The following is a 25,436-nucleotide window of genomic DNA, read 5'->3' as shown; positions in this document are numbered from 1 at the left end:
ACCACCTCAGGCGTGCGGCCACGCCGTCTCCACCATGAACAGCTTGTTTGGGGCGTCCGAGGCGCGGATGATCGCCGACACCTTGGTCAGCGGGACGCCCAGCTTCACCACCTGCATCGTCGAGTCGAGCTCGTATCCAATGCCCAGGTTGTTCGGGAACGCGTGCGTGACCTTTATTTCCTTATTCGAATTCGCCGTCAGCGCCGCGTCGATCTCCGTGATGTTCTTGTTGACGGTATTGACGACCGCCACTTCCATCTCGTGATTGTCGTTGAAGCGTGTCTTGGACGGATCGAATATGTTGCGCGGCCCGCCAGCCACCTTGCCGCGCCACTCCTTGGTCATGCTGGCGGCCGCAACGGCTGCTCGATCGTTCGGATTGACCGCTGCCCAATAGGCATATTTGGGGGTGTAATCCGCACTCAGCTGATTAAGCCTCACCTCCTTGTCCAGGCGTGCCTGCTGCTTCTCAGGGTCGGCGGGCCAGTTCTTTCGGTTCTCCACGAGCGCTTCGGCGACGAATTTCTTCTGCGCACCGTAGTAGTTCTCCAGTGCTGCTCGGCCGGCCGCAAAGTCCTGCCGCCGCTTGACCAAATCCGCCTGCATGTCGGCATCGGCCATGTGCTGGCCGTGCCTGGCTATCAGATGCACTTGCTTATTGTTGACGAGGACCGCGTTCTCATGTGCCTTGATGCCACCCGGCGCGAGCTGCCATCCACCGGGACCCACCAGGGGCGCTGGCACGGTGTCACCCTCCGGGTTTATCGCGCCATGCACGTGCACCACGTCGTGCTTGGGTCCACGGCTGTCGACCACGATGTCCAGGGCCGTCATCTGGTATTTCTTCTTGATCGCGGCGAGCCCGGCTCTGATCTTGGGCTGGGGCTCCTTGCTCCGGAGCAGCGCGCTCGCTTCCGCCAATGCCCGATCGAGATCGCGCTTCTGCTCCGCCTCGGTGCGCTTGTCCTCCTTCTGCCCCTTGAGCTTCCCGATGATCTTCTTAGCGAAGTTGAAGACCTTATCGATCACGAAATCCACGGCCTTGCTGACCTTGGCCTGCACCTTCGTGATAAAGCTCTTCACCTTCGCCGCAAGCCCCCCGAGGCCGAGCAGGCTCGCGAGGAACCCGATGAGGATCGGGATCATCCTTGAGAGCGCCTGCTCGATCCACGCCGCGGCGCCGCCCACGTCGCCGTTGGCGATGCGGTCGACCGAGTTCACCACCGACTCGATGAAGTCGAGGATGCGGCTGAGGTTCGCCGCCAGCCACGCCCCGACGTTGTAGACCATGATGATGGCCTGAATGATCGCGCCCGCGGGGTTGAACATCGACGCGATCTTGGTGATCGCCGACGTGATCACCTTGGTGATGACCCAGTCGAGGATGGCGTCGATCACCATCCCCTTCAGGTTGCCGACGAACGCCTCCATCTCCGCCCAGAGCGCGGCCGGCCCGGAGGTGAAGAGCTTCATCAAGATCTCGACGACCTTCTCGAGCACCGAGACGGCGCGCTCGCCGATCTTCTTGACGATCTTCGGCCGGATGTTCGCCCACGTCAGGCCGAGCACCCCCAGCACGAGCTTCAGGATCGACGGGAGCGTCAGGTCCGACGGGATCTCGACGCCGGCCTTCGTCAGCTCGCCGAAGAGCCATGTCATGAAGCCCTTCTTGATGTGCGTCCAGATGTTGCCGACGAAGCGCGAGATGCCCTGTTTGATCGCCGAGAGCAGGTTGCCGAGGAACCCGATGGGGTCGGCGACGATCTTCTTGACGACGCCGGCCGCCTTCTTGAACAGCGACACCACGCGGTCGGCGAACTCCGCCAGGATCTTGACGATCTCGCCGATCTTGTCGGCCAGGCCCTTCAGCGCGCCCTTGTTGGCCTCCTCCATCTCCTTGGCCGCGGCGTCGGCCTTCTCCGAGGCGTCCTTGTATTTCTGCGCGAGCTTCTCGGCGAGATCCTGCGCCTTGTCGTCGATCGACTGCTTCAGCTCGTCGAACCTCGACTGCACATCCGCCTGGGCCTGCAGCCCCACGGCCCTGAGGCTCGGCGACAGGCCCGCGACGTAGGTCTTCACCTCGGCCTGACCCGTGGCCACGATGGCCTTCGCCTCGGCGAGCCGCTGGTCGACCATGCCGGCCACCCGCACCGCGAGCGCGTCCATCTGCGTCGTGAAGCGCTGGCGCGCCCGCGCGATGATCGCCTTGATCTCGGGCGGCGTGTCGCGGAACAGGTCGGCGATCCAGCGCGCCCCGCCCGTGATCCCGCTGTAGCGGTCGGACTTGAAGCGGTCGATCTCCGCGTTGGCGCTGCTCTTCATCGCCGCGAGCGCCGCGTCGGCGCCCGCGTCGAACACGGCCATCACGTCGGTCTCGAGCGTGCTGAGCTTCGCCTCGACCTTAACCTTGGTCCTGTCGAAGATCGCGGCGATCGTGTCGGTGACCTTCTTGCGCTCGGCCTCGTCCTTCTCCTTGGCGAGCTGCTGCCTCGACTTGGCCTTGTTGCCCGTCGACGCCTTCGTCGCCGTCAGGGCCGCGAGCCCCTTGCCCGAGTCGCCCGTGGCGCCCGCCTTCGCCTGCACCAGGGCCTTCTGCTCGCTCGCGCGGTACTTCGCGGGCCCCGCTGCGGCCGTCTCCTTGGCCTTGTCCCGGACCGTCAGCACCGCGCTGAAGCGAGGATCGTTGGCCTTGGTCATCTGCGCGGAGGTGAGCTCCGCGTCCTTCATCTTCTGGTCGGCCGAGGCCGACGCGTCCTTGGCGGTCTTGTCGACCTGGGCCTGCGGCTTGGGCGCGGGCATCGCCTCGGCGCCCGCCACCGGCGGCGCGACGGTCGCGGGCTCCGACGGGAGCGGCGTCACCTCCTTGCCCTCGACCTTGCCCGTGTCGGGCGGCGCCTTCGTTGCCTGCTCCGTGGGGCCGGAGGCGCCCTCCTTCTGCTGCTTGACGTTGCTCGCGACCGAGCCCTTGATCTGCCCGCTCTCGCCGCCCTTCATGAACTTGTCGGCGTCGTCGAGGTTCTTGGGCATCACCTTGTCGATCTCGGCGCGCAGCACGGCGAGGAAGCCGCCCGTCGTGGGCTTCTCCGCCTTCGCGTCCTTGATCTCGTCGACCTGGTTGGCGCGCGCCCCTGCCACCTTCTCGTTCGCGGGCGCCTTCGCCGCGGCCTGCGCCTCGGCCGCCTTTCTCGCGGCCGGCGGGCGCTGACCGACCTTCTTGGCGCTCGCCTGCAGCTGCGCCATCACCTTCAGGAAGCGCGGGTCCTTCGCGGCCTTCACGACCCGGACGCGAGGCGAGCGCACCGCAGGCGTGACGATGCCTCCCGCGGGCTTCGGCGACGGAGGGAACAGCCGCGCGGCGCCGGCCATGGGCTCAGCGACCCCCTTGCCTTGCGAAGTCCGAGAGGTGCCGCAGCGGGCACTGCCCGCCCGACTTGCGGTATTCGCGCACCACCGCGGCCTCGATATGTGGGTTGCTCACGAGCGCGTTGACCTCCGCCGCGAGCAGCGCGGCGTGGAGCACCGCGTTCCGGATCTGTCCCCCCGTGATCTGGCACCGAGAGGCCACCTCGGCGAGGAGCGCCCCGTCGACCGCGTGCTCGGGCGGCAGGTGAAGCTGCCAGAGCGCGTGACGCTCGGAGGCGTCGGGCGCGCGAAAGTCCACAACGACATCCATGCGGCGCTGAAAGGCCGTGTCGATGTGCGAGCCTGCGTTGGTGGTCACCACCACGATGCCCTCGTACGCCTCCAGCCGTTGCAGCAGGAAGTTGGTCTCGAGGTTGGCGTAACGGTCGTTGGAGCTCTGCACCCCCGTGCGCTGCGCGAGCAGGGCGTCGCCCTCGTCGAGCAGGAGGATCACGTCGAGCTCCTCGGCGAGGGTGAACACCTGGTGCAGGCTCTTCTCCGTCTCGCCGATGTACTTGTTCACCACCGAGGCCAGGTCGACGCGGTAGAGCTCCATGCCGAGCTCCGCCGCGAGGACGCGCGCCGCGAAGGTCTTGCCCGTGCCGCTCGGCCCCTGGAACATCGCGCGAACGCCCGGGTTGAGCCCGCTGCGCAGCACCGGCCCCACGCGCTCGCGGATCGTCTCCCGCTGGCGGCAGCGCGCCTCGAGATCGCGCAGGTCGCGCAGCGTCTCGGGAGGCAGCGCGAGGGACGTCCACGCGCCCTCGCACGTCACCCTGGCGGCCAGCGTGTCGAGCGCCTGGCGGTGCAGCGTCTGCGCGGCGCGGCGCACGTCATCGAGGGCGACCTCGCGGCGGCCGTCGAGCCGGGCGAGCGAGCGCGCCACCGGCGCGGCGCGGCGGATGTGCCCGCTCGTCATGCGGAAGCGCGACGCGAGGTCGTCGAGGGCGGGGCAGGGCGCGTCGCCGAGCGCGGCGCGCCAGTGGGCACGTCGCTCGCCGGCCGCAGGCATCGCCAGCGTGAGCGTGAGCGCGCCCTCGACGCCGGGGCCCCGCGCGCCCCCCTGCCGCCCCATGACGACACCGAGCAGCTCGCCTCGCTCCGCGAGCGACGGGACATCGATGGTCTCGCCGGGACCCGCGTCGAAGACCGCCACAGGGACGGCGTTCAGGAGCGTCGCCAGGGACCCGAGCGTTCGCCAGCGGTCGTCGTCACGCGCGAGGCCGCGCGCCTCGAGCACGCCACGCCCGACGGCGTGCGCGACCGCGCCGAGGAGCGTCCGGCGGCCGCAATGGCGAGGGCCGCGGACGAGCAGCGCCCTCACCTCCCCCGAGGCGAGCAGCTCGGGCAGGCGCGCGAGCTCGCGGCGCAGCGCCTCGGGCGCGATGAGCCCTCCGAGCGGCACGAGCGCCTCGCGAGGGCGATGCGTGAGCCACGCCGCGGCGCCGTCGCTCGCCTCGCCGCGGAGCGCGTCCCACACGGGAGCATGCACATGGAGCTGCCATTGCGTGCGCGGCGCGTCGGGGTTGAGCACGCCGACGAGCCCGAGCTCGCGCAGGCGCCGGAGGCGGGCGCGCACCTCTCCGCGATCGACCTCGCCACGCCACCACGCATTGACGAGCCCGAGCGTGGGGCGCTGCTGCCCGGAGGTGCCCTGCGCGGCGTCGAAGAGCAGACCGAAGCGCGGGTCTTCTTCCTGAAGGCCCAGCAAAAGGAGCAGCGTCAGGGCGTCATGGTCGAGCCCCGCGGCCTCCCGCAGCGCGCGCAGCGGCAGGTGCTCGCCCGTACCGCGCTCGAAATCGGCGATGGCCGCGGGCCACCACGCGGGATCCTCGATCGAGCCCTCGGGGAGCTCGTCGCGGTACCCCGCGAGAAAGGGGAGCTGCTCGAGGAGCGCGTCGACGCTCTCGAAGCCGCGGGCGGCCTCGCCGATCACCCGCGCGACGGCCGCGAAGAGGTGCAGCCGAAAGTGCTCTGCGGCTCCCTCGCTCAACATCGATTCCGCTACCCCTCCCATCCGCACCGGGCGCTTGAAACGCCATCGTTATGCCCCGTCATTCTACGGCCGCACGAGCTCCCAGGGCCATCAGGTTCATCGCCGCGGGTCATGAAACCGATTGACCGGGCGCAATCGAATGTGGCACGGTGACCGCCGACATTCAGTAGGTGAAGAGGGTTCTGGGGCTTCACGACCATCGCCGGGTGCTGCACCTGCAACGAAGCGCAGGCGACGAGGTGTCGATCGATCGGGACCGCCGGAGCCTCCTCACGGGGTGCAGGGTTTCAGCTCTTGCGAAGGAGACGAGCGAATGGCCACGGTGTTCCCGCGCGTTCGGCCGGGCGATCTCATCACCGCCCAGCAGTTTAACCTCCTCCTCGATGCGCTGGAAGCCCTGGCCTCACGCGTTGAAAAGATCGAAGGGGAGGAACCGACGGCCGTGCGCATCGACGCGTTCGAGCCCCCCGGGCAGCAGGAGGTCGGGCGCAACGTGACGATCCGCGGCGCCAATTTCGTGGTGCCCATGTACGATCCGGTCCTGGGCACGCTGCGCAATATCATCCGCATCAACGAGGTCCCGATTCCCGTGGAGAGCTATGTGTTCACCTCCACGGGAACCAGCGCGTCGAGCCTCACCTTCCGCGTGCCGGATACGGTGCTGTCAGGGGTCGGCGCGTCGGGCGCTTCATTCGCCGTTTCGGTCGAGAACGAGAACGGACGCGCCTCACGCAACTACGCCTTCGTCCGATCGACCGCGACGCAGCCCTCGCCGACAATCAGCGAGGTGAGGGGCCCCGGCTCGGGCACCAACCTGATCATCGGCCAACCGGTGACGGTGCGTGGGACGAACTTCGCCGGCAACCAGACGCGGGTCGATCTGCTCTTCGTGGAGGGCACCACCGAGGTCGTCTACCCCGCCGCAAGCGAGCAGCCCATTGCGGTCACCGTCAGCAGTACCGAGATCAGCTTCAATTTTCCCGACACAAGGCCACGGATTAACGTCAACCTGACCGGCCGCGATGTGTCCGTGCGGGTATCGGTCACGGGTGCACCGCAATCCGCCCAGGCAGACGCACGAGTCTTCCCTTCAGGCTAGGAGTCCACGAGGTCCCATGCGGTCGCTCAAAAAGTTCCTCGTTCTCACGCTCTCGTTCCTCGCGGCAGCCTCGGGGGCTGCGTGCGCCAAGAACCTCCTCAGGGTCACCATCCCCGCGCGCGCGGCGAACAGCGCGTCGATTCACGCGGTCGACATCTGGATCGACCAGACGCCCCTCCGATTGGAAGATGGTGGGCCCTTGAGCACGGGCGACGACGGCACGCCGTTCGAGGGCCCGCTCAGCATGGAGATCAAGGACCATACGGGGAGCGGACCCACGCAATTCCTTCCTGGGGGCTCCGACTTCGCCGTGAACTATGGCGCCTCGACGGTCACGGCGCTCTTCGCGAGCGGCGCGAGCGCGGTGTTGATCCCTCCCGCGAACATTCCCGCGGATAGCCCGACCAACAACACCCGCCGCAACCGCTACCGCCTCAGGCTCACCCTGGCTCACACCACGCGCAACGATGGGACGTGCGAGATCACCAACCCAGCGCCCCCTCAGAACTGGGAGATCGTCCTGAAGAGCACCGTCCCGAGTCGGTTCTGCGTCGTCAGCATGGCGCCCGCCGGACCGCCCTGCGCTGGTGAGCCTGTGGTGCTCGACAGCGGGAGCCTCGCCGGGCTCCAGGTGATGCAGCTCGAGAACAGCAGCGGCCCCATGCCTACGATCCAGGGCGTAAACAATTGCTCGGACGTCCTCGCCGACAATCCGCTGCCCCGCTGACGCTCACGCCTCGAACCAGAACGCCACGTACCTCCCCGCCGCGGGCACCCAGCCCACGTCGCGGTCGATCCCCGCGCGCCTGACCTCGATCGGCAGGTCGGCGAGCGACATCGTCACATCCACTCGGCTCGCCGTCGCGCGCACGCGAGCCCTCCGCAGGAGCATCACCTCGGCGACCTCGCCCCGCGACACGCCCAGCGCCTCGGCGAGCCTCGCGCGCACGTGCGGGATCAGGCCCGCGATCCAGCGGTCGATCGCGCGCCCTCCCGCCGCGCTCGAGCTCTCCGCCGGCGCCACGCCGTCGTCCACGAGCCACTCGTCGGGGAGCGTCCACCCCTCGGGCGCCTCGAAGCCCTCCCCGGGCGCCTCGAAGCCTGCGCGCCCCGCGAGCGCCGCGAGCAGACCCCACACGGGGTCATCCTCGTGCCCCTCCCCGAGCAGCGCGCGGCCGGCCAGCGCGAGCCAGTCCCACAGAGGGAGCGAGATACCCGGCTCTCGCGGCGTGAAGCAGTCGCCATAAAGGCCCAGCCTGATACCCACGTAGACAAGGAAGAACACGCCCCCGAGCGCCGTCTCGATCTCCCATGCATCGATGGCCTCGTAACTCGGCTCCTCGTCGCCGGGCCCGGCGTGCTCGGGGCGCTCCTGCGCGCGCGCTGGCCTGGGGCCCGGTCCCACCGCGGGCTCCGCGCCCCTCCCTGCTGCAACGTCGTCTCGCGCCCTCTCGCGAGACCGCGAGACGCCCGCGGCGGCCTCGACAGCATCGCTCCTGGGCGCCCCCCGGACGCTGTGCGCTTCGCTGGTCTCTCGCGCGCCTGCCGCCGTCGGCGGCGGCGCCGCGGCCGCCTGCTCCGAGCGATCGCCGCGCGGCGCGACCTCGCGCGCCCGGTCGACCTGCATCGGCGCGGCGGCGCCCGGCGCATCCTCGGGGCCGCTCGCTGCCGTCCGCCCGTCCGTCGCCGTGGACCCCGCGCCCTGGCTCGTATCGCCGGGCTCGCGCGCCTCCGCGCCCGACTCGCCCGCGGGGGAAAGGGCGCGCGCGGCGGCGCCCGCGCCGCGCTCCGGCCGCGCGCCGTGCACCCACCGCCGCGCGGCCTCTGCAAAGGCGCCGCTGCGCACCCGCGACGGCGCGCGCACCAGCATCAACCCCACCAGCACCAGCGCGTCCGCGTACGTCTCCCCGGTCATCCGCTCCGGCACCACGGCGCGCCACGCGAGCTCGCCTCGGTCCTCTCCGGGCGCGCGCTCGCTCGTGGCGCCCTCTGGCGCCGCTTCGAACACGGCGCGCAGCGCCGGAAGCCCGTGCACCTCGAGCATCGGGAGCAGCACCGCGCGTCGCTCTTCGACCGTCAGCGCCTCGACGAAGCGCACCGCGTCGCCGCTGCGCGCGAGCACCGACAGCGCTCCCGGGACGTGCTCCGGCGCCTCGCGAAAGGCCCCCGCCACGAGCCGCTCGGCGCCGCCGGCGTGGAGCCGCCCAGCCCACCACCAGCGCTCCGCGATCACCCCGTCACACGCGTCGCGCGCGAGGCACGCGAGCATCTCCGCGTGGTCGTTGAAGAGCACGGCCTCGGCCCCCGCAGGCACGGCCTCGCGCGCGGGCCGCGCCGCGCCGCGCGCCACGCGATCGACCTCGGCCTGGAGCGCCCGCTCCCAGGCGCGCAGCACAGACGCGTCGACGCCGCGGTCGAAGACGGCCGACGAGCGCACGCGCAGCGAACGCACGATCAGCACCGCCGCCGGGGGCAGCCACGAAGGGCGCAGATCCACGGCCCCGAGCAGGGACTCTGCGCGAAGGCGCACGGCGAGCGGATCGCGGGCGCCGCGCACCCGCATCCGCTCGACCGTCATCGCATCTCCGCGCAACAGGGCCATATCCCCCCGAGGTTATGAGTACGTGGCGTAGCCCCAGTGAGCCACATTGAATGGCGCGCCGCCATGGTAGGGGACGGCCCCGCGCGCGAAGATCACGTAGGGCTGCACCGCGCTCCCGGGCGCGCGCACCGCCTGGATGTTCTCGCGCACCTGGTAGATCCAGAACATCTCGTCGGTGGCTGTCGACACGGCCGCGTGGCGCAGCGCCTCTTCGAGGAGCCCGCGGACCCGCGAGCCCTCGATCACCGTGTGCGCCTCGAACGCCGGCGGCCCCTCGGGGATCGCGCCGCCCGTCGGTCGGAGCGTGAGGCCGTGGAAGAACTCCGCGACGGAGAACCCTCCCCGGGAGGGATTGCCGACGACAGGCAGCACGCCCACAGGCGGGAGGTGCGTGAAGAACCGCGACGCCCTGAGCTCCTCGGCCCTCACCTTGCGCTCCGCGAGGCTCATGTGCAGTAGATCGTCGATCTGCTCCTGAAACTGCACGAGCAGCGCCTCGGACTCCGCCCTCGACGCGTCGGAGAGCAGCGGGCTCCAGCGGTCGCCGCGGTCGCGGAGCGCGATCCGCCTGCGCACCGACCATCGGTCGACGAAGACGAACCCTACCCCCGCCTTCCAGTAGAAGACCGCGAGCGGCACCTCGGCGTCGGGGATCACGTTTTCCGCGCGGAGATCGTCGACCAGCCGCTGTCTCGTCGGCGTGCCGAAGGGATCGCGGGCCATGTCGAGCGCGTGCTCGTGATCGAAGCACCGCGACGCCAGGCGGCTCCGCAATCGCTCTTCCTCGTCGGCGCCGAAGGCGCTGGCCGAAAGGCGCCTCGTGATGCAGCGCGTCCGGAAGGTCACGCCGTCGATGAGATACTTCGCGTTGCACGCGCCAGCGCTGCTCCCGAGGCCCGTGACCGGCGCCCGGCCGCGTGTCCCTTGCGCAGGCCCGATCGTGACGATCCAGAGGTCGCGGCCGCTGAGGTAGTCGCCGCGCGCGGGCTCGTCGCACACGTGGAACAGCCCCGCGCCGCCGTCGCCGGACACGGGGCTCACCGAGGACTGGGACGTGGGGGAGAGCGAGATCTCCAGGCCCTCGGGGACGTGCAGCGGCACCCCCTCGCGGTTCACGGCCAGGCCGGCCTCGACGCGCAGCACGGGCTCGGTCGCGGCGCCCGCGCGCGAGACCTCGAGGCCGTGCACGACGCCGTCGCCCAGGGCCACGCCGAGCAGCGCCCGCGCCTCCCGCTGCGCCTGCTGCTCCTGCTGCAGGTCCTCGGCGGAGAGCAGACGCCCATTGAAGAACTTGATGGACTGGATCCCGCCATCGAGCAGCGGTTGCAGCAGTTGCGCGGTGTTCATGACGCTGGTTGCCTCCCGCTAAGGCGCGATCCTCCACGCCACGATGTCGACTTGTAAGACGAGCTTGGTGACGTTCTCGCCGTCGCGCTGGCACCGCAGCTGGAACGTCCCGGTCTTCTCTTTGTGTTCGAACGGCTGGACGATGTTTACCGTGACGTTGGCGCTTCTTTCTTCCCTGATGTCGATCACCGGAATCGCATGCAGCGCGAAAAAGAACCGCGCTGGGTCGGTCGCCGCCGGGTTGAATTCGAACTCGATCAACACGAACGGCCCCTGTGGCCCGCTCCCGACGGACGTGGCCCGCATTCCATTCACGGCCGGTCCATCCACGATGACGTTGCCAGCCGTGATCGTCACCGTGCGCGAATCCCCAGCTGGACCGGTATCGCCCGTGGCTCCGGTGGGCCCCACAGGTCCCGTGGGCCCCGTAGGTCCAGTCGCGCCAGCGGCCCCTGGCGCGCCGTTGGCTCCGGCAGGCCCAGTGGGCCCGGCAGGCCCCGTCGCGCCGTTGGCTCCGGCAGGCCCCGCAGGTCCAGTGGCCCCGGCAGGCCCCGTAGGCCCGGTGGGCCCCGTAGGCCCAGTCGCTCCAGCGGCCCCTGGCGCGCCGTCGGCTCCGGCAGGCCCCGTAGGCCCAGTGGGCCCCGTAGGCCCAGTCGCTCCAGCGCCCCCCCCTGGCGCGCCGTCGGCTCCGGCAGGCCCCGTGGGCCCAGGGGGCCCGGCAGGCCCCGGCACGCCCGGCCCCGCGCTGCCCTCGCGCATCACGTCGGCCGTGCACAGCAGGTACTCCTTGTAGAAATCCGAGTGCAGGAGGAACGGCCGCTCGCTCTCGTCGATCGTCACCGAGAGCGGGTCTGCCGACAGCTCCCAGCGCGCCGCGGCGTCCAGCATGTTGCGCACCACCTGCACGTGCAGCGTCGCGAGCAGGATCCCCGAGGGCACGTTGCGCTCCCGCGAAGGGGGCTCCCCGGTCGCGTCCTGCCCCAGCGCGAGCCAATCGGCGTTCGACCGCAGCTCGGTCACGTACAGCCTCAGCGCGGCCCGCAGCCAGCGCTCGGCCTCGCTCCGCGGGATGGTGAGGCCGGCGGGCGGCGGCGTTTGCATGAACGGCGGTCCCGGAGGCGAGCTCGCGGCCGCGGCCGCGCGGATCGCGTCGAGGAAGTCCTCGAGCTGCCCGTCGACGGGCGACGTGTCGACGATGGGGACCCTCGCGAGCCAGCACGCGAAGCCGTGCGCCCCCTGAAGCTCGATCTGCTGCGGTGGGCGGAGCGAGAGCGTGAGCGAGAAGGCGTCCTTGATGCGCGAGTCGACGAGCACGTCGTCCTCGCTGCGGCACGGCTCGCCCGGGATGGGTCGCTTGTCGGTCGTGCACTCGGCGTAGTCGAGCACCACGTAAATGGTGAGTGCGCCGGTGTCGGCGGGAGAGCCCGCCACAACCGCCTCCGCCACGGCATTGCGGTGCGCGCTCCGCTCTCGCTCCGACGCATACCCCCCTGACCCGAGCCAGGTGTCGAGCTGCGCGCACTGCTCCGCGGCCACGCGCACGATCTCGCCCCGGGGCGTGGCCGCGACCCCCGGGCGCACGATCACCTCGAGCGCGCTCGCGGCGCCCCGGGTCGTCACCTTGAGCCCGCGCACGGTCCCGTAGCCCACGAGGTCGCGCACCACGTGGCGGAGCGACTCGGCGTGCCAGGTCTGCTCCTGCACGAAGTCGTCGACGCCGAGCACCATTCCCAGCGTGTAGTTCACGCGTTTGTGGGGATCGATCACGATGGGCCTGAGCCTTGACGACGGTTCGAACACACTCATGCGCTCGTCTCCTGTGAAACCCCTTGAACCTTCTGAAGCGTGCTCTCCGAGATGCGCCTCCGGTCGACGGCGCCGTCGGGCAGCGCGGTGGCGACGTACGCCTGCGCCAGGTAGCTCCTGCCAGCCACCGCGGGGGGCAGGAGGTCGGGCGCGCGCCCGCCGAGATCGACGAGGGTGTCGTGCCCGAGCCGCGCGCGCCCCACGCGGAACATCGCCCAGTAGAACATCACGTTGAAGGTCGTGTGGGCGGGCTTCTCGAGCGCCACGACGCGCTCCGCGACCCTGAGCCGCTCCCGGAGCGCGGCCTCGTCCGCGGCCCCGCCCGGCGGCACCGGGACGAGCACCGTGAAGCGATGGGCCGTCCTCCGCGTGGGGCGCACCGCGGACTCGTAGCGATACCAGTCGTCGAGCAGCCGCGCGTTGCCTGCCAGAGGGTCCGGGTACATCACCGCGCCGAAGCCCGCGACGCCCGTGCCGTGCGCGGCGCGGAGCGCATCGATGCTCCGGTACCGGCTCTCGAGGTAACCGCGCCAGCCAGGCTCATCGACCCCATCGGGCAGGTCGGGCAGCGCCAGGACACCGCGCACGAAGGCCCGCCACGCGTCGGCGTCGGCGTCGCCATCGCGCGCGCGCGTGGGAAAGGTCTCGGGGATGGGCGCCTCGGGCTCGCCAGCGCGGCGCGGGCCGTCGGACGGCTCACCTCGGCGCCAGCGGTCGAGGAAGAGCCCATAGCGCTCCAGGAGCGCCCCGAGGCCGTCCGAAGGCTTCCAGGGCTCGCCCGGGTCCACGACGACGAGGGTCTCCTCGGGGTCGCGGCCGCTCGCGTCGCCCAGCAGCGCCCCCGGGAACTCCCTCGCCCTGAACTGCTCGACGACCCGCACCCCGAAGGGCCCGTACGCGTCGGCCCCCTCGTCCGAGAAGAGCCGCTCGTCGACGCATTCGCTCGTGGCGAGCGCGACCGCCGCGCGCAGCCCCCGCACCGTGCCCCGCATCTGGAAGAACTGCATCGCGTGGCGGATGAAGAGCCGCCGGCGCCGGTCGTCCCACGTCGGGTCGAGCAGCACGCCGAACCACGAGGCGAGCCAGTCGAGCGCGTCGGGCGGGCACGAGCGCACGTCGAAGAGCATCTGCCCGGCCGCGATGCGCCCCTCGATCGCGGTGAAGGTGCCCTCGAAATTCGCCATGAAGCGCTCGAGAAAACCGCTCACGTCGTGATCGCGGTACACCCCCGGGAGGTATCGGTCCCGGTACGAAAACCGCGGGTACCATACCCGCAGCGCGCGCAGCGAGGGCGACCGCACCCCGTCGCCCGAGAGGCGCAGGCGCAGCTGGAGGTACCGCCCCCGGGCGTTCTGCAGGAGCACTTCCCATGTCCCCTCGCCCTCGCGCTTGCCCTGCGGCACGAAGGGCAGCTCCGAGCCATCGCGCCGCCTGTACGTGAACGCTGGCTCCCGCTGCCACGCGCCGAGCGCGAGCGCGTCCTGCTCGTCGTTCGCCCGACTCCACACCTCGACCGAGGCCCCGCCGGGAATGGCCCCGTCGAGGTCCAGCTTGTGCCACACGCACCCGGGCTCGCGGCTGTCGAAGCTCCGGGTCTCGATCTCGCCCTCGGCTTCGAAGCGCGGCCGCTGCTGGATCACCAGCGGGATCCAGCGCCCGCCAGAGTCGTAATGCACGCGCCCCGCGGCCGTCACGAGCCCGAGCCCCGCGTGGAGGCGCATCGGCACATAATCGGTGTGCGCCACGAGCCGCACGGGCGGCGGAGCGTCCGGGGCGTCGGGCAGAGCGCCCGCGGGTCGGTCGACCTCGAGCCTCACGCGAAACGCCTGGTTTCCATGGCTCGACGTGAGGAACACGTCGCCTGTCCACGGCCACGGGCAGCCGGCGTCGGGGACGAACGCCACGTCGAACGCGTGCGGCGTGAGCTCGGGCACGTCACCCGGCGATCCCATCGCCTCGTCGCGCGTGCCCTCCCAGAGGAGCTCCTGGAAGCGCGAGATCGAGAGCTCGGCCACCTGGGCGCTCGTGACGGCGCCCCCGCTCGTCATGTGGCGAATCAGCCTCACCCGCGACTCGGGCCCGCCATGATCGAGGACCATCACCGACCCGTCGGGCAGCCCCTCGATCGCGATCGGATCGCCCGAGAGCGCGTCGAACGCGTCGCTCGCGTCCACCGGGCGCGCGGGCTCGACGCTCTGTTCGCTCGACGCCGGCGCCGGCGTCGACGGCGAGAAGCCCCCCGGCGCCGAGGCCGTCGAGGAGGCGCGCCGCACGACGCGGAGGTGGCGGTCGAGGCGCCAGTAACGGCCCTCAACCCCTCGATCAGGATCACCCCTGTCGAGGATCCACAGGCCGCCTTGGGGCGCGAGCGCCATATCCCGGATCCGGAGCGGCAGCGCGCTGGGCCACAGCATCTGGATCGGCTCGCCGCCGCCGAAGAGGTCGAACACGAGCAGCCGCACGGAGCCGTCGTCGCCGTGCGCGCCCACAACGAGGTAATGGTCGTCGGTCACCGCGAGGCCCGAGAGCCTCCAGCGCGGCGGCGCCGCGTCGGGAGCCGCGGGTCCGAACGCGCCGGTCTCGCGCTCCGCGCGCGCCTCGGCGGGTACGGGCCAGAACGTGGCTGTCTCGCGGCTTCCCGACGAGGTCACAACGATCGCGCGCTCGGAGGGATCGATCCAGTACCAGTTGCCGTAATGGTCCATGGCGGCGCCGCGGTGGTCGCTCACGCTCGGGATGCGGTCGCTCCGGCCTGTGCGAAACCTGAATGTCTTCGCCCGGAGCGAGACCTCGTTGCGCGCGCCATTCCACACGACCCGATCGCTCGTGAGCGGCGACGACTCGGTGCCAGGGACGCCCCAGTCGTCCTGCCCGAGCAGGAGGTGGTACCTCGTTCCGTTGACGTCCTTCATATCAGCCGCACACCTCGGGCACGACGGGCACAGGCAGGTACTCGCCGCTGGTGGTCGGCCCGCCTCGCAGCTCGCTGAGCGGCAGCGGATCGCCGTCGATCACCGAGAGCGCCGCGAGCCTCGGGAGCTGGAGCCCCACGAGATCCACCGAGGGCGCCGGCGTCGTCTCCGCGCCTCGCCCGAGCACCACGGGCTTGACCAGCAGCACGCCGGGGACGCGGCTCGCGACCGCCATGATCTCGAGCGCCAGCACCGATTTCCGCAGCGGCCAGCCGCGGCGCACCTGCAGGAACGTGGGCTCGGGGGGCGCGAGCAGCGCCACTTCCTTCTCGATGTTCTCGACGCCGGGCGCCGGCAGCGGAGAGAGGAAATCCCTCACGGCGAGCCGCACTGCCTCGACGACATCGTGAACGCTCGCGCCGGGCACCGCCTCGACACCGATCGAGACGGTCACGTCCACGTACTCGGGGCCCCTCAAGATGAGCTCGGTGGTGACGAGCCTCCGCGGGTCGAGCCACGCGCACACGGCGTCGATGAAATCGCTCGTGGCCTCCGGGGCGTCGGCGTGCAGCGGGTCGAAGCGCGGCACCACCATGACGGTCACCACGCCGGGCGCGTCGGTGATCGGCTCGCCGCCGCGCACGGGGCGGAACGACGGCAACACATCGACGCGGCCGATCGCGACGCCCGGGGTGCGCCACGTGATCGCCTCGAAGTCGGCCACGGTGACCAGGCGGTCGCGGTGCTGGAGGTACCGCGTGATCTGCTTCTCGCCGTCGTCGACGCGCTCGGCGTCGGCGCCCCCCCAGGTCGCGACGGGGTTCGAGACGGTGACCCCCGCCGGGAGCGCGGGCGCGCTGCTCACGGCGAGGGCGCCCACGTTGCCCGCGGCGCCGACCGAGCACTCGTAATCGACGACGAGCCTGGCGCCGCGCGGCGGCCTCGCGCCGCGCTGGCCGTCCCCGAAGCGCAGCTCACCCGCCTCGGCGTCCTCGACGAAGACCTTCGACGGCGCCGGCGTGACCTGCCGCCGCCCAGGCGGGAGCCTCGGATCGGGCGCCGGCACCTCGGGACCCGCCGCGAGGAGGTCGTCGATGGCCGCCCACGCCTCGAACGCGCTCGCCGTCGGGGCGCGCACGCGCAGCCGCACGCTCCCCGGAAGAAAGGGCCTGCGCGCGACCGTCACCGCCTGATCGGGCTCGCCCGTGCCGTCGGGCAGCGTCTCGTTGAGCACCCGCTCGCGCTGCGCCACGGGCACGGTGTTGATCCCGGCCCACAACACGCGCGCCGCCGCGGAGCCGACCATCCGCACGCGGAGCCAGGTGATGAGCCGCTCATCGAGGGTCGTGTCCTCGAGCGACGGCGGAAATTCCCCGACGCCGGCCTCCGTGGGCTCGATGTCGTCCCACATGCCGAAGCGGCCCTCGGGCGGGAGCATGACCTCGACGACCCCGGGATCGAGCAGCACGTTGCCCGACGGGCTCGCCGTCAGCGGCCTGTACTGCGGCGTGCGGAGGCCGCCGATTGTCTGCACGGCCTTGTTGTTCTCGTCGATCCACGGCACCTCGTAGAGGAGCCTCGCCGTGGAGGCGGCGCCCGCGCCCGCCATCGGCGTCACCGCGCGCCCTGCGTCGTCGACGACAGGCACCCAGCCCAGCGTGAGCACCTTGCCCGCGATGAGCCTTCTCGCCTGCTCGACGTCGTCCTTGGGGCGCGCGAGGAGGGCGATCCAGAGCGCGTGGCCCACGGTGCCCCCGAGGTCGACGCCGGAGGGCCCCGCGCTCTCCAGCGGCGTCGTGCGGTAGAAGCGCGCCGCGGCGCCCGATCGCTCCTCCGTGGCCGATCGGTAGAGATCTTCGTAGTACCCCTTCGCCTCGGCGGAGAGGTCGGTGACGTCGGCTTTGTAAAATGCCTTGGCTTCGATCGGGAGCACGTCGACGCCGCGCCCCGTCACGAAGGGCACCGCGCCCGCGCGCACCTCGACGCCCCGGGTGAGCGTGTGCACCGCGAGGGGGCCCTTGTCGTTGGCGAAGGCCACCAGGCCCTGCGCCGCCGACGCGGGCTGGAGCGGCACCCCGAGGAGCGACAGGAACTTCAGCCGATTGCGCTCGGGGATGAGGTTCGCGCGATAGAGCAGCGACTCCGTGAGGAACGCGAAGACCTCGATGAGCGTGACGCCGGGGTCGCTCTTGTTGAAATTGGTCCACTCGGGGTTGTGGACGGGCACGCGCGCGAGCGCCTCGTCAACGAGGTCCTGGAACTTGCGTTCATCGATCGTAGGAATGCGAACAGGCACCGCGCGCCTCCTCTTATCCAGCCACGCCCACGCTGAGGCTCACGCGCTCGACCGCGCTGGTCGCCACGAGCCTGTAAGTCACCGTCGCCAGCACCGCGCGCGGGTCGTCGGGCTCTTCCTCCACGGTCACGGACTCCACGGCGATCCTCGCCTCCCAGTCCTTGAGGGCGACGGTGATCGCCTCCTCGATGGCCCTGCGGGTGGTGACGGTGTTCGGCTCGAAGAGGAAGCGCCTGAGGCCCGCGCCGAAGTCGGGCCGCAGGAGCCTCTCACCGGGCTCGGTCAGGAGGATCACCCGGATCGCGTCGCGGATGTTCTCTTCCCCCACGGACCACGCGACCCTCCCGTCCTCGCCCACGCGAGGCGGGAACGAGATGCCACGACCATAGAGTTTCCCTGCGTCCATGACCGTCGTCACTTTCTCTTGATGATGGGGAAACAGAAGCGCAGCAGCGGGAGCCACCAGAACACGAAGTTCAGGACGATCATGAAGATCATCAGCACGATGAAGGCGCACAGCGTGATGATCGGGATCGAGAACGAGCAGATCTCGCCGAGCGTGAAGGGCTCCTCGGAGCCCGCTTTGCCGTCGAGGAGCTCCTTCATGTTCGACGCCTGGCTCATCTGCTTGCGGAGCTGATCGGACAGGAGGAATGCCACGCCCTTCCTGAACTTTCGCAGCCCCTTGAGCGACGTGTCGACCGGCAGCGCGATGCGCACGGCCCGCGCCGGCGCGTCGGGATCGAAGAAGGGCGCGATGGTGAACTCCGCCGATCGCGCGCTCACGAGGTCGGGGTGCGGGGGCCGGCACCTGGTCCGCCGGTACACGCAACGGAGGACGTAACGCGCTTCGCTGTCGTCGAGCTGCGGCAGCTCCATGGCCCCGGGGCGCGCCGGATCGCCCCCAGCGGGCGTCGGCGCCGGCGTGGCCGCGAGGCGCTCCTTGATCGCCTCATCGAGCGCGCGCGCGAAGGTATACACATCGAGCGCGACGTTCCGGAGGTTCACGGTGATCGAGCTCGTGCCCTCGCTCTCGCCGGTGATCTCCTTCCACTGCGAGAGCGCCACCGCGAGCTGAGCGCGCACCCCGGTCGCGGGGAGCAGGTCGTAGAGCGCCCGAGCCTTCGGGGCCGTGGAGGGCGGTCGTGAGGAGCCCATCACCGAAGGCGCGTACCTCGTGAGCAGGTCGGCGAGGTCGAGGAGGAAGAAGCGCGTGACCTCCTGCTCCATGAGCTCCTCCGCGTGCCGCTCGGCGGAGGTTTGCGCGAGCGTCGTCCGCGGGGTGACGAGCGCCTGGAGCCCGCCGATGACGCGCGCCCGCGCCTCGACGAGCTCGGGGTCCGTGAAGGGCGGCTCGGGGACGTTGGGATGCGGCGCGCCGGGCGCCGTCGCGGCCTCGTCCGGGAACACCTCGGGCACGGCCTCGCGCGTCGCCACGAACGTCTCGCGGCTCGACGTCGGGATGAGCCCCGCCCACAGCCTCCGCGTGCGCCCGTTCTCGGTGAAGGGCACCATGAACAGCGGCAGGAGCCGCTCCCCCTCGGCCACCTCGTGGAGCTTCGCGTCGCCCACGATCGGCGACCACGCGTGGCGCTTCTGCGCGTCGGTCACCCAGGCCATCTCGCGGGCGTCGCTCTTGCGGAGCCGCCGGAGCACGAACCACGCCTCCTCGCCCTTCGCCGGGTCGACGCCGTGGTCGGGGAGCCCCGGCGTATGGCACACGAGGCTCGCGATCACGAGGTTGAAATGCCCGTGCACGGGTTGATAGAGCCGGAGCGCGGCGGGCGCAGGGGGCCAGTCCCCCGGCGCCCCGGGCGGCCTGGCGCGGTAGGTCTTCTTCGTCGCGATCTTGCCGGCGAGATCCGCAGGGCGCTTCGCGAGGAGCGCCGTGAGATCGTCCATGAAATCGTCGGAGTCGAAGCGCAGGAGATCGGGGGCCGCGATGACCCCGGGCGCCACCGCGCGGCCTCGCCACAGGGGCGCCGCGGTCACCCATCCGATCTCATGCTTCGTCGTCACGCGCGCCTCACCAGATGTTCCCCGCGCCGGGCGTATACGACGCGCTCACGGTGGCGTTGGTGATGTTCGTGTCGGACTGCACAACCCCGCTGAACTTCGACATCCCCGCGTTGACGTTCACCATCCCTGCGGTCACGTCCATCTTGGCCCCCGCGTTGATCGTCAGCTTGCTGGCCGTGAGGGTGACCCCGCTCGCTTCCATCTTGAGGGTGTTCCCGTTCCCGTCCGCGATCTCGACGGTGCCGGGGCCGTCGCGCATCGTGAGCTTGCAGCCGCCGGGGGTCTCGAGAATGAGCTTCTCCTGCCCGTCGGTGTCATCCATGGTGACCTTCACCCCGTTGCGCGATCGGAGCACCTTGAGCGGGTTCTTCCCCGCGCCATCCATCGACTCGGGCGGGTCGTCCTTTCCGTTCCAGAGCCCGCCGATCACGTAAGGCCTGCGCGGGTCGCCGCCCTCGAAGGCCACGAGCACCTCGTCGTCGAGGTCAGGGATCCACCACGCGCCTCGTTGCCTGCCCGCGCCCATCGCCGCGATGCGCGCCCATGCCTCGTAGCCGTCGCTTCCCGACGGATCCGGCGACCACGGGAGCGCGACCTTGACCCGCCCCTTGCCCGCGGGGTCCTTGATGTCGCGCACCTGCGCGGGGTAGACGCCGTACCACCGACCGCCAAGCCCCGAGGGGATGCGCTCATCGATCGTCGACTCCAGAGGGTCACGTTGCGACATCGGTCTATGGCCTCCCAATCCCAGCGCGCTCGGCGCGAAACTCCACCCTGAGCCCGCCCTCGTCGAAGAGCCATCGCACCTCGGCGAGGTGGTAGGTGCCGTTGAACAGGGCCCCGAGGCCATCGAGCTTCACCCTCGCCCCTGCGCGGAGCTGCGCGTCGGGCGCGGCCACCCCCTCGCCGACGACGAAGCGCCTCGCGCCATGGCGGAAGTGCGCTTCGGCGCGCGCCTGGGTCTCCCCGTCGCTCCAGGTCACCCCATGCGCGACGACCTCCTTGCGCTCCGAGAGCTTCGCGCGCAGCACGCTCGCGCCGCTCTCGTCGTTCCCGAGCTCGGCCTGGATGGCGCTGTCGGTGGCCTCGTACGAGAGCGCCCGCTTGTCCTCTGGATCCCACCCCGTCGCCTTCACCGCGGTCCGCTGGTGGGCGAGATCGGCCGTCACTTTGAACGACCGGAGCGCCGCCCCATAACTCAGCTCGACAGGGCTCGACGACGCGCGCGCGCGCGACTTCGCCCGCAGCGTTCGCCCGTCGACGTGAAGCTCGGCGTCGATCGCGCGGGCGCGCCCCTGCAAGAACGCAAGATCGCTCTGGTTGACCTGCGCGAGCACCTTGTGGGTGGGCCCCTGGAGCTGCACGTCGGGCTGCAGCCCGTGGTCCTGCGCGACGCGCTGGAACACGGCGGCGTCGCTCATGTCCTCGAACACCCGCGAACGGCGGGTCATGCGGAGATCCTGGAGCCTGTCGTCGGCGAGCACGATGATCTCGGGCGCCGAGCCCTCGGGGAAATGCCCCTCCAGCGCCATGATCCGCCCGTCGAAGACGGTGTCGGTCCCGTAGCGCACCTGCATCCCTTTGCCGAAGTCGAGCGTGCGGCGATCGAAATACAGAAAGTCCTTCGTCTGATCCTTCGTGCCCCAGTTGCCGAAGGTGGCCTCGCAGCGCGAGGGGCCGCCGGCCTCCTCGATGATCGAGAGCGCGATGAGCCCCCGGCCGAGCTCCACCTCCTCGCTCCCCTCGATGAGGAACGTCGGCCGAGCATCCTTGATCGTCGCAGGCGCGTTCATGGCGGCTCAGTACGCCCTCACGCGCAGCGCCCGCCGCGCTTGCCAAACGAGCGCTCGCCGCAGCTCGTTCGGATCGACGGGGGGCGGCTTCCCGGGCGGCGCCGCCTGTGACGTCGGCGCGGGCGCGGCAGGCGCGGGGGCGACCTCGAACTCCTTGATGACGACCGACATCAGCGCTCCCTCCTCAACGCCTCAGCCCCACGCGCGGCGGCTGCGGTAACGGCGGCTGCGATGCCGCGATCGACGGCGGCTGCACCGAAGGCACACGCACGTTCAGGTCGAGGAGCGTCCCTGGCGCGAGGCTCCTGGGATTCTCGATCTTGTTGGCCGCGGCGATCGACTGCCAGTCGTTGCCCTTGCCCTTCGCGGCCGCCATCTGTTGCACGGACCCGTTGCTCGGCGCCGCGTCGAGCGGCTTCTGACCCAGGTTGGGCGCGCCCGGGGGCGCCGACGCCGCCTTCGCGCTGCCGAACGCGAACTTCGTGATCCGTTGCTGCGACAGGGTGAAGGTCACGCTCGCCCGGAGCGGCCGCCCGTCGTTGGAGAAGAACTCCAGCGACTCTTCGAGCGACTCCATGATCCCGTCGTATTGAAAGGTGCCCCACCCGAAGCGCGCCTTCGGGGGCACGAACTTGTTCTTGTCGCTCTTGTCCTGCTCGGGCGTGATGAAGGCCGCGACCTTCTGGGTCAGCTTGCGCACGTCGTCGACGCCGTCGGTGCGCACGGTGACGTCGAACCAGAGCTGCACGGCGAGCTTCGTCGTCCCCGCGCCGACGAACTGCTGCGGGTCCTTCTCGCTCTGGTTGCCGCCGCCCTGGGGCTGGGCGATCTGGTTGGCGAAGCTCACCTTGAGGCTCTCGGGGTTGAACTGCACGACGACCCGCTCGCCCTGCTCCTTGCCCGCCGTGTCGACCGCGACGAGGAAAGCCTTCTCGAGCACCACAGGCGCTGGCATCGCTCAACGTCCTTCCTGCCCTGGCGGCCGGAGCCGCAGGGACTCGTATGCGAGCTGGAACTCCTCGATGGCGACCATCCCATCGCGCGCGTTGAGCGGCGGCGCCTTGAGCTTCACCGGCACGCAGCGCGACAGCTCCCACGACGCGCTCACGGCCCGCTGGGCCTCCGGGCTCGCGGTCTGTCCGGCGGCGTAGAGCACGACCACGGCGTCGGCGCGGAGCCCGGGGCTCTCGACCAGCTTGTCGAACCACGTCCACAGGTCGAAGTTCGCGGTCATCCCGCGCTTGAGGGTGAGCGTGCCGAAGCCCATCGGGCCCGTGAGGCGCACCTGCCGACCATTGTCGCCGCCCTGGCGGATGGTCTTCACGTCCATGGTCATCTCGAGCCCGTCGCACTCCGCGAACGCCGCGTTGCATACGCGCGGCACCGTGCCCGGCACCGAGATCTCGATGGCGAAGGCGAAGCCCATGAAGGGCCGCGCAACCTGGTCGGTCTCGCGCTCGGCCATGGCGTCAGCGCACCTCCGCGACCGCGGTGACGTCGCCGCGCTGCGTGAGCCGTACAGTGATGAAGCTCAGGGGGATCGACGGCGCGACCTTGAGCTCGATCACGAAGCGCCCTTGATTGACCGCCGACGGCGGGTTGAGCGTCGTGTCCGCCCGCACCTGGTACGCGCTCTCGGGGCTCCGCCCCGCGAAGGCTCCGGCGCGAAAGAGCTCGGAGAACAGCCGCTCGAACGAGCCGATCACCTCGCGGCGGAAGAAGTCGTCGTGCGGCTCGAACACGTACTCCGCCCCCTTCTGGAGCGCCACGCGGCGCAGGAAGCAGAGGAGCCTCCGGGCGGTCACCGACACGAGGTCGGGGTCGTCGGAGAGCGTGTCTGCGCCGAGCGCCACGAACCCGCGCGCCTCCTGGCGCAGGACGTTGACCCGCGCGTCGAGGAGGGCCTCCCACCGCGACGGGGAGAGCGCGGGCGAGAGGGCTACCACGTCGGCCAGGGCCTCGTTCGCGGGGGAGATCCACGCTCCCCGGCGGATCGCGCGCGAGGCCAGCACGCCGGACGCGGCGCCGTCGGGCGGCGTGCGCCGGGCGTTCCCTCGGTGCGTGGGCTCGAGCACGACGGGCCAGGGGTGGACGAGCATGCCGTAGCTCAGCGCTTCGGGGGGGAGCCCGGCGCGGTCAGCGGGGTCGTCGTAGGAGCGCAGCCGCGCCGCGTGCTCGATCGCCTCCGCCTCGCGGAAGCGCTCGGGCAACGAGAGCACCGCCAGCAGGTCGCCGCGCGCCGCGCACATCCTCAGGAGCACGCGCTGCACCCGCGCGAGCGCGTCCCCCCCGTCGTCGACGTCGCTCAGGAGCGCGCGTTCGGGGGTCGTCACCCTCACCGAGACGATGCTGGACCAGCGCCCGGCGACGCCGTCGACCACGGCCCGCACCTGATAGTGCCATAAGCCCGGCGAGCGCCCGAATACGGGGAGAGCGCGCACGTGGGCAGTCGCATCGATGCCCGCGCCGGGTCCATCGTACAGGACGATCGGGTCGTGGAGGCGGATCTCCCCATTCCCACGCTCGAGCGTGGTGCTCTCCCGCACCACGTACGTCGCTCCATCGGTATGCGTCCAGCGCAGGGTGAACGCGCGCGCGCCGACGGGGAGCGCGACCGGACCTTCGGGCGGGCCCTCGCGCGGCTCGACCGTGAAATTCCGGGGGGCGGCGGGCCCGCGATCGGACGGGCCGAACGCGCCGGCGGGCGCCTCTTCAGGGGGGCATCGCGGCGGGGTCGGCAATCGGCTGTCGTCGCAGCCGCAGCGCGCGACCACGGGCGGCTCGCTGGGCGTCGCGACGTCGAAGCCGAGCGCGAGGTCGACGGGCGCGGAAGCGGCTTCCCAGCCGCGGTGAGCCGCGTCGGGCGCCGCGATCAGCGTGACCTCGTCGACCGCCCAGATCGCGTGCACGCCCTGGAACGGCGCGCCCTGCGAGCGGTCGTGCGCGCGGAGCACGTGTTCGGCCTCGAGCGCCACCTGGTGGGGCAGGAGGTCCGCGAGGCCCTGAGCGACGAAGACGGCGGCGTCGAAGCGCGCGAGGCCATCCCGTGCCAGGGCTGGTGCTGCGTGTTGGAGGGGGGCGCCGTACGTCGGCCACGGCCCCATGGCGAGGGGGAGGGCGGCCGTGTCCGTCGCGCCGACATCACACGGGCGGCTCGACGCGAGCGGGAACCTCGGCGCGAGGAGCTCGCGGCGAAAGGCGGCATGATGCTCGAAAGGCCACGGGTCATCCCGCTGGAGCAAGTCGAGATCGCGCGGGAGCGCCTCCCACCACCGCGGGTGCGCGCGGTGGAACCCGAGACCGCCGAGCCTGAAGCGCTCCTCGCCTTCGATGCGCACCCTGAGCTCCATCTCGACGCGGTCGATGCGCACCACGGCGCCGGGCGGGAGCGCCGCCGGGGCGCCGGAGGGGGTATAGGTCGCGGGCGCGTCGCCGCTCGCGGCCGCGAGGCGGGTGAGCCACCGGGCGGGCGTGGCGCCCACGATCTCGATCCTGCGCGAGCCCCTGACCGCGCGGCGATCTTCCTCGATGCGATCGACGAACAGCCACGCTTCCCAGCTCGACGTGGCGCCGGGCCAGTGCGAGAGGGTGACGCGCACGAGGTCGCCCGGCGAGACGCCCGAGGCCGCGTCGACCACGAGCGCGAGGCGGGGCGTGGAGGCGGCGATGGCAGCGAGCCATGAGGCCGTCCCCGGGGCGTAGGCGGGGTCCGGGCGCAGCGCGGTGGCCTCGAGCGAGGCGCCCACGACCACCCGGTCGGACCAGCTCCCAGGCGACCGCGCCTGGAGGGTGATCCCTGGGCCCGTGGGGTTGTTCATGTCGATGAGCCCCGGCACCGCGAACTGGTTGGTTGTGGCCTGAGCGCCTGTGACGCGCACCACCCAGCAGCGCTGGCCCCCATTGCGGAAGAAGTCGCGCACGGCCGCGCCGAGGCGTGAGGTCACGACCTCACCGCGACGGCCGTCCCACGCGAGCTCGAGGTCTTCGCCGAACACGTCGGCGAAGCGCCGAGGGTCTTCGATGAGCACGGGGAGGTCGCGCGGCCCCGACGCCGCGAAGCCCACGAACGCCGCCACGTCCATGCGCGGCAGCGCGCCCGGGCGGGGAGGCGGCGCTTCGAAGCGTACGCCGGGCAGACGTCGGGGCGCGCGGGAGCTCATCCTC

17 protein-coding genes are annotated in these 25,436 nt (G+C 71.1%); 2 read left to right on the top strand and 15 right to left on the bottom strand.

All coding sequences use genetic code 11. The features are described 5' to 3' along the window. Window positions 1–6 precede the first annotated feature (6 nt). Together WME82_RS11750 and WME82_RS11745 are read right to left on the bottom strand one after the other, a co-directional pair. Window positions 7–3,366 (bottom strand): phage tail protein, encoded by a 3,360-nt coding sequence (locus WME82_RS11750; protein WP_438042906.1) that lies wholly within the window; start codon window positions 3,364–3,366, stop codon window positions 7–9. A 4-nt stretch (window positions 3,367–3,370) separates the two neighbouring features. Next, the gene (locus tag WME82_RS11745; protein ID WP_438042905.1) at window positions 3,371–5,398 is read right to left on the bottom strand and encodes an ATP-binding protein; all 2,028 of its coding nucleotides are present in this window, start codon (window positions 5,396–5,398) and stop codon (window positions 3,371–3,373) included. Between the two features lie 313 nt (window positions 5,399–5,711). Between WME82_RS11745 and WME82_RS11740 the strand changes: the two genes are divergently transcribed. Continuing rightward, window positions 5,712–6,497: a hypothetical protein gene (locus tag WME82_RS11740; protein WP_438042904.1), complete on the top strand. Its 786-nt coding sequence runs from the start codon at window positions 5,712–5,714 to the stop codon at window positions 6,495–6,497. Between the two features lie 16 nt (window positions 6,498–6,513). Then, window positions 6,514–7,224: a hypothetical protein gene (locus WME82_RS11735; RefSeq protein WP_438042903.1), complete on the top strand. Its 711-nt coding sequence runs from the start codon at window positions 6,514–6,516 to the stop codon at window positions 7,222–7,224. A 3-nt stretch (window positions 7,225–7,227) separates the two neighbouring features. Here the strand turns inward: WME82_RS11735 and WME82_RS11730 are convergent, their stop codons facing one another. Genes WME82_RS11730 through WME82_RS11670 form a run of 13 tightly spaced genes read right to left on the bottom strand, consistent with a single transcriptional unit; the run spans window position 7,228 to window position 25,432 of the window. Then, the gene (locus WME82_RS11730) at window positions 7,228–9,075 is read right to left on the bottom strand and encodes a hypothetical protein (protein ID WP_438042902.1); all 1,848 of its coding nucleotides are present in this window, start codon (window positions 9,073–9,075) and stop codon (window positions 7,228–7,230) included. 36 nt (window positions 9,076–9,111) lie between these two features. After that, window positions 9,112–10,446 (bottom strand): hypothetical protein, encoded by a 1,335-nt coding sequence (locus tag WME82_RS11725; RefSeq protein ID WP_438042901.1) that lies wholly within the window; start codon window positions 10,444–10,446, stop codon window positions 9,112–9,114. Window positions 10,447–10,464: 18 nt separating this feature from the next. After that, complete coding sequence (locus WME82_RS11720; RefSeq protein WP_438042900.1) at window positions 10,465–12,252, bottom strand: hypothetical protein; 1,788 nt, start codon at window positions 12,250–12,252, stop codon at window positions 10,465–10,467. Continuing rightward, on the bottom strand, window positions 12,249–15,164 hold the full coding sequence (locus WME82_RS11715) for a phage tail protein (RefSeq protein WP_438042899.1): 2,916 nt from the start codon (window positions 15,162–15,164) through the stop codon (window positions 12,249–12,251). Before WME82_RS11715 ends, WME82_RS11720 begins: the two co-directional genes overlap by 4 nt. A gap of 1 nt (window position 15,165) precedes the next feature. Next, window positions 15,166–17,460 carry a baseplate J/gp47 family protein gene (locus WME82_RS11710; RefSeq protein ID WP_438042898.1) on the bottom strand — a complete coding sequence of 765 codons (2,295 nt, stop codon included), beginning with the start codon at window positions 17,458–17,460 and terminating at the stop codon, window positions 15,166–15,168. 13 nt (window positions 17,461–17,473) lie between these two features. Next, complete coding sequence (locus WME82_RS11705) at window positions 17,474–17,866, bottom strand: GPW/gp25 family protein (RefSeq protein ID WP_437299160.1); 393 nt, start codon at window positions 17,864–17,866, stop codon at window positions 17,474–17,476. An 8-nt stretch (window positions 17,867–17,874) separates the two neighbouring features. Beyond that, complete coding sequence (locus tag WME82_RS11700) at window positions 17,875–19,479, bottom strand: hypothetical protein (RefSeq protein ID WP_438042897.1); 1,605 nt, start codon at window positions 19,477–19,479, stop codon at window positions 17,875–17,877. A 7-nt stretch (window positions 19,480–19,486) separates the two neighbouring features. Further along, window positions 19,487–20,206: a phage baseplate assembly protein V gene (locus WME82_RS11695; protein ID WP_438042896.1), complete on the bottom strand. Its 720-nt coding sequence runs from the start codon at window positions 20,204–20,206 to the stop codon at window positions 19,487–19,489. A gap of 4 nt (window positions 20,207–20,210) precedes the next feature. After that, window positions 20,211–21,272 (bottom strand): phage late control D family protein, encoded by a 1,062-nt coding sequence (locus tag WME82_RS11690; protein WP_438042895.1) that lies wholly within the window; start codon window positions 21,270–21,272, stop codon window positions 20,211–20,213. Window positions 21,273–21,278: 6 nt separating this feature from the next. Beyond that, a complete protein-coding gene (locus WME82_RS11685; protein ID WP_437299156.1) occupies window positions 21,279–21,443 on the bottom strand; it encodes a hypothetical protein in 165 nt (54 codons plus the stop codon). Window positions 21,444–21,456: 13 nt separating this feature from the next. Next, window positions 21,457–22,227 carry a CIS tube protein gene (locus tag WME82_RS11680; RefSeq protein ID WP_438042894.1) on the bottom strand — a complete coding sequence of 257 codons (771 nt, stop codon included), beginning with the start codon at window positions 22,225–22,227 and terminating at the stop codon, window positions 21,457–21,459. Between the two features lie 3 nt (window positions 22,228–22,230). Further along, window positions 22,231–22,737, bottom strand: a complete 507-nt coding sequence (locus WME82_RS11675) for a phage tail protein (protein ID WP_438042893.1) — start codon at window positions 22,735–22,737, stop codon at window positions 22,231–22,233. Between the two features lie 4 nt (window positions 22,738–22,741). Continuing rightward, window positions 22,742–25,432 carry a hypothetical protein gene (locus tag WME82_RS11670; RefSeq protein WP_438042892.1) on the bottom strand — a complete coding sequence of 897 codons (2,691 nt, stop codon included), beginning with the start codon at window positions 25,430–25,432 and terminating at the stop codon, window positions 22,742–22,744. Window positions 25,433–25,436: the final 4 nt, after the last annotated feature.

This window comes from Sorangium sp. So ce128, from assembly GCF_051525245.1.
Classification (GTDB): Bacteria; Myxococcota_A; Polyangia; order Polyangiales; family Polyangiaceae; genus Sorangium; species Sorangium cellulosum_B.
Note: the sequence above shows the minus strand (reverse complement) of the source record. Positions and strands in the feature narration are given on the sequence as shown.

Coding starts and splice junctions, on each gene's coding strand:
- WME82_RS11685 (WP_437299156.1), bottom strand. CDS start 21,443: ATGTCGGTCGTCATCAAGGAGTTCGAGGTCGCCCCCGCGCCTGCCGCG.
- WME82_RS11750 (WP_438042906.1), bottom strand. CDS start 3,366: ATGGCCGGCGCCGCGCGGCTGTTCCCTCCGTCGCCGAAGCCCGCGGGA.
- WME82_RS11735 (WP_438042903.1), top strand. CDS start 6,514: ATGCGGTCGCTCAAAAAGTTCCTCGTTCTCACGCTCTCGTTCCTCGCG.
- WME82_RS11695 (WP_438042896.1), bottom strand. CDS start 20,206: ATGTCGCAACGTGACCCTCTGGAGTCGACGATCGATGAGCGCATCCCC.
- WME82_RS11740 (WP_438042904.1), top strand. CDS start 5,712: ATGGCCACGGTGTTCCCGCGCGTTCGGCCGGGCGATCTCATCACCGCC.
- WME82_RS11670 (WP_438042892.1), bottom strand. CDS start 25,432: ATGAGCTCCCGCGCGCCCCGACGTCTGCCCGGCGTACGCTTCGAAGCG.
- WME82_RS11725 (WP_438042901.1), bottom strand. CDS start 10,446: ATGAACACCGCGCAACTGCTGCAACCGCTGCTCGATGGCGGGATCCAG.
- WME82_RS11690 (WP_438042895.1), bottom strand. CDS start 21,272: ATGAACGCGCCTGCGACGATCAAGGATGCTCGGCCGACGTTCCTCATC.
- WME82_RS11715 (WP_438042899.1), bottom strand. CDS start 15,164: ATGAAGGACGTCAACGGAACGAGGTACCACCTCCTGCTCGGGCAGGAC.
- WME82_RS11720 (WP_438042900.1), bottom strand. CDS start 12,252: ATGAGTGTGTTCGAACCGTCGTCAAGGCTCAGGCCCATCGTGATCGAT.
- WME82_RS11675 (WP_438042893.1), bottom strand. CDS start 22,737: ATGGCCGAGCGCGAGACCGACCAGGTTGCGCGGCCCTTCATGGGCTTC.
- WME82_RS11745 (WP_438042905.1), bottom strand. CDS start 5,398: ATGTTGAGCGAGGGAGCCGCAGAGCACTTTCGGCTGCACCTCTTCGCG.
- WME82_RS11680 (WP_438042894.1), bottom strand. CDS start 22,227: ATGCCAGCGCCTGTGGTGCTCGAGAAGGCTTTCCTCGTCGCGGTCGAC.
- WME82_RS11730 (WP_438042902.1), bottom strand. CDS start 9,075: ATGACGGTCGAGCGGATGCGGGTGCGCGGCGCCCGCGATCCGCTCGCC.
- WME82_RS11705 (WP_437299160.1), bottom strand. CDS start 17,866: ATGGACGCAGGGAAACTCTATGGTCGTGGCATCTCGTTCCCGCCTCGC.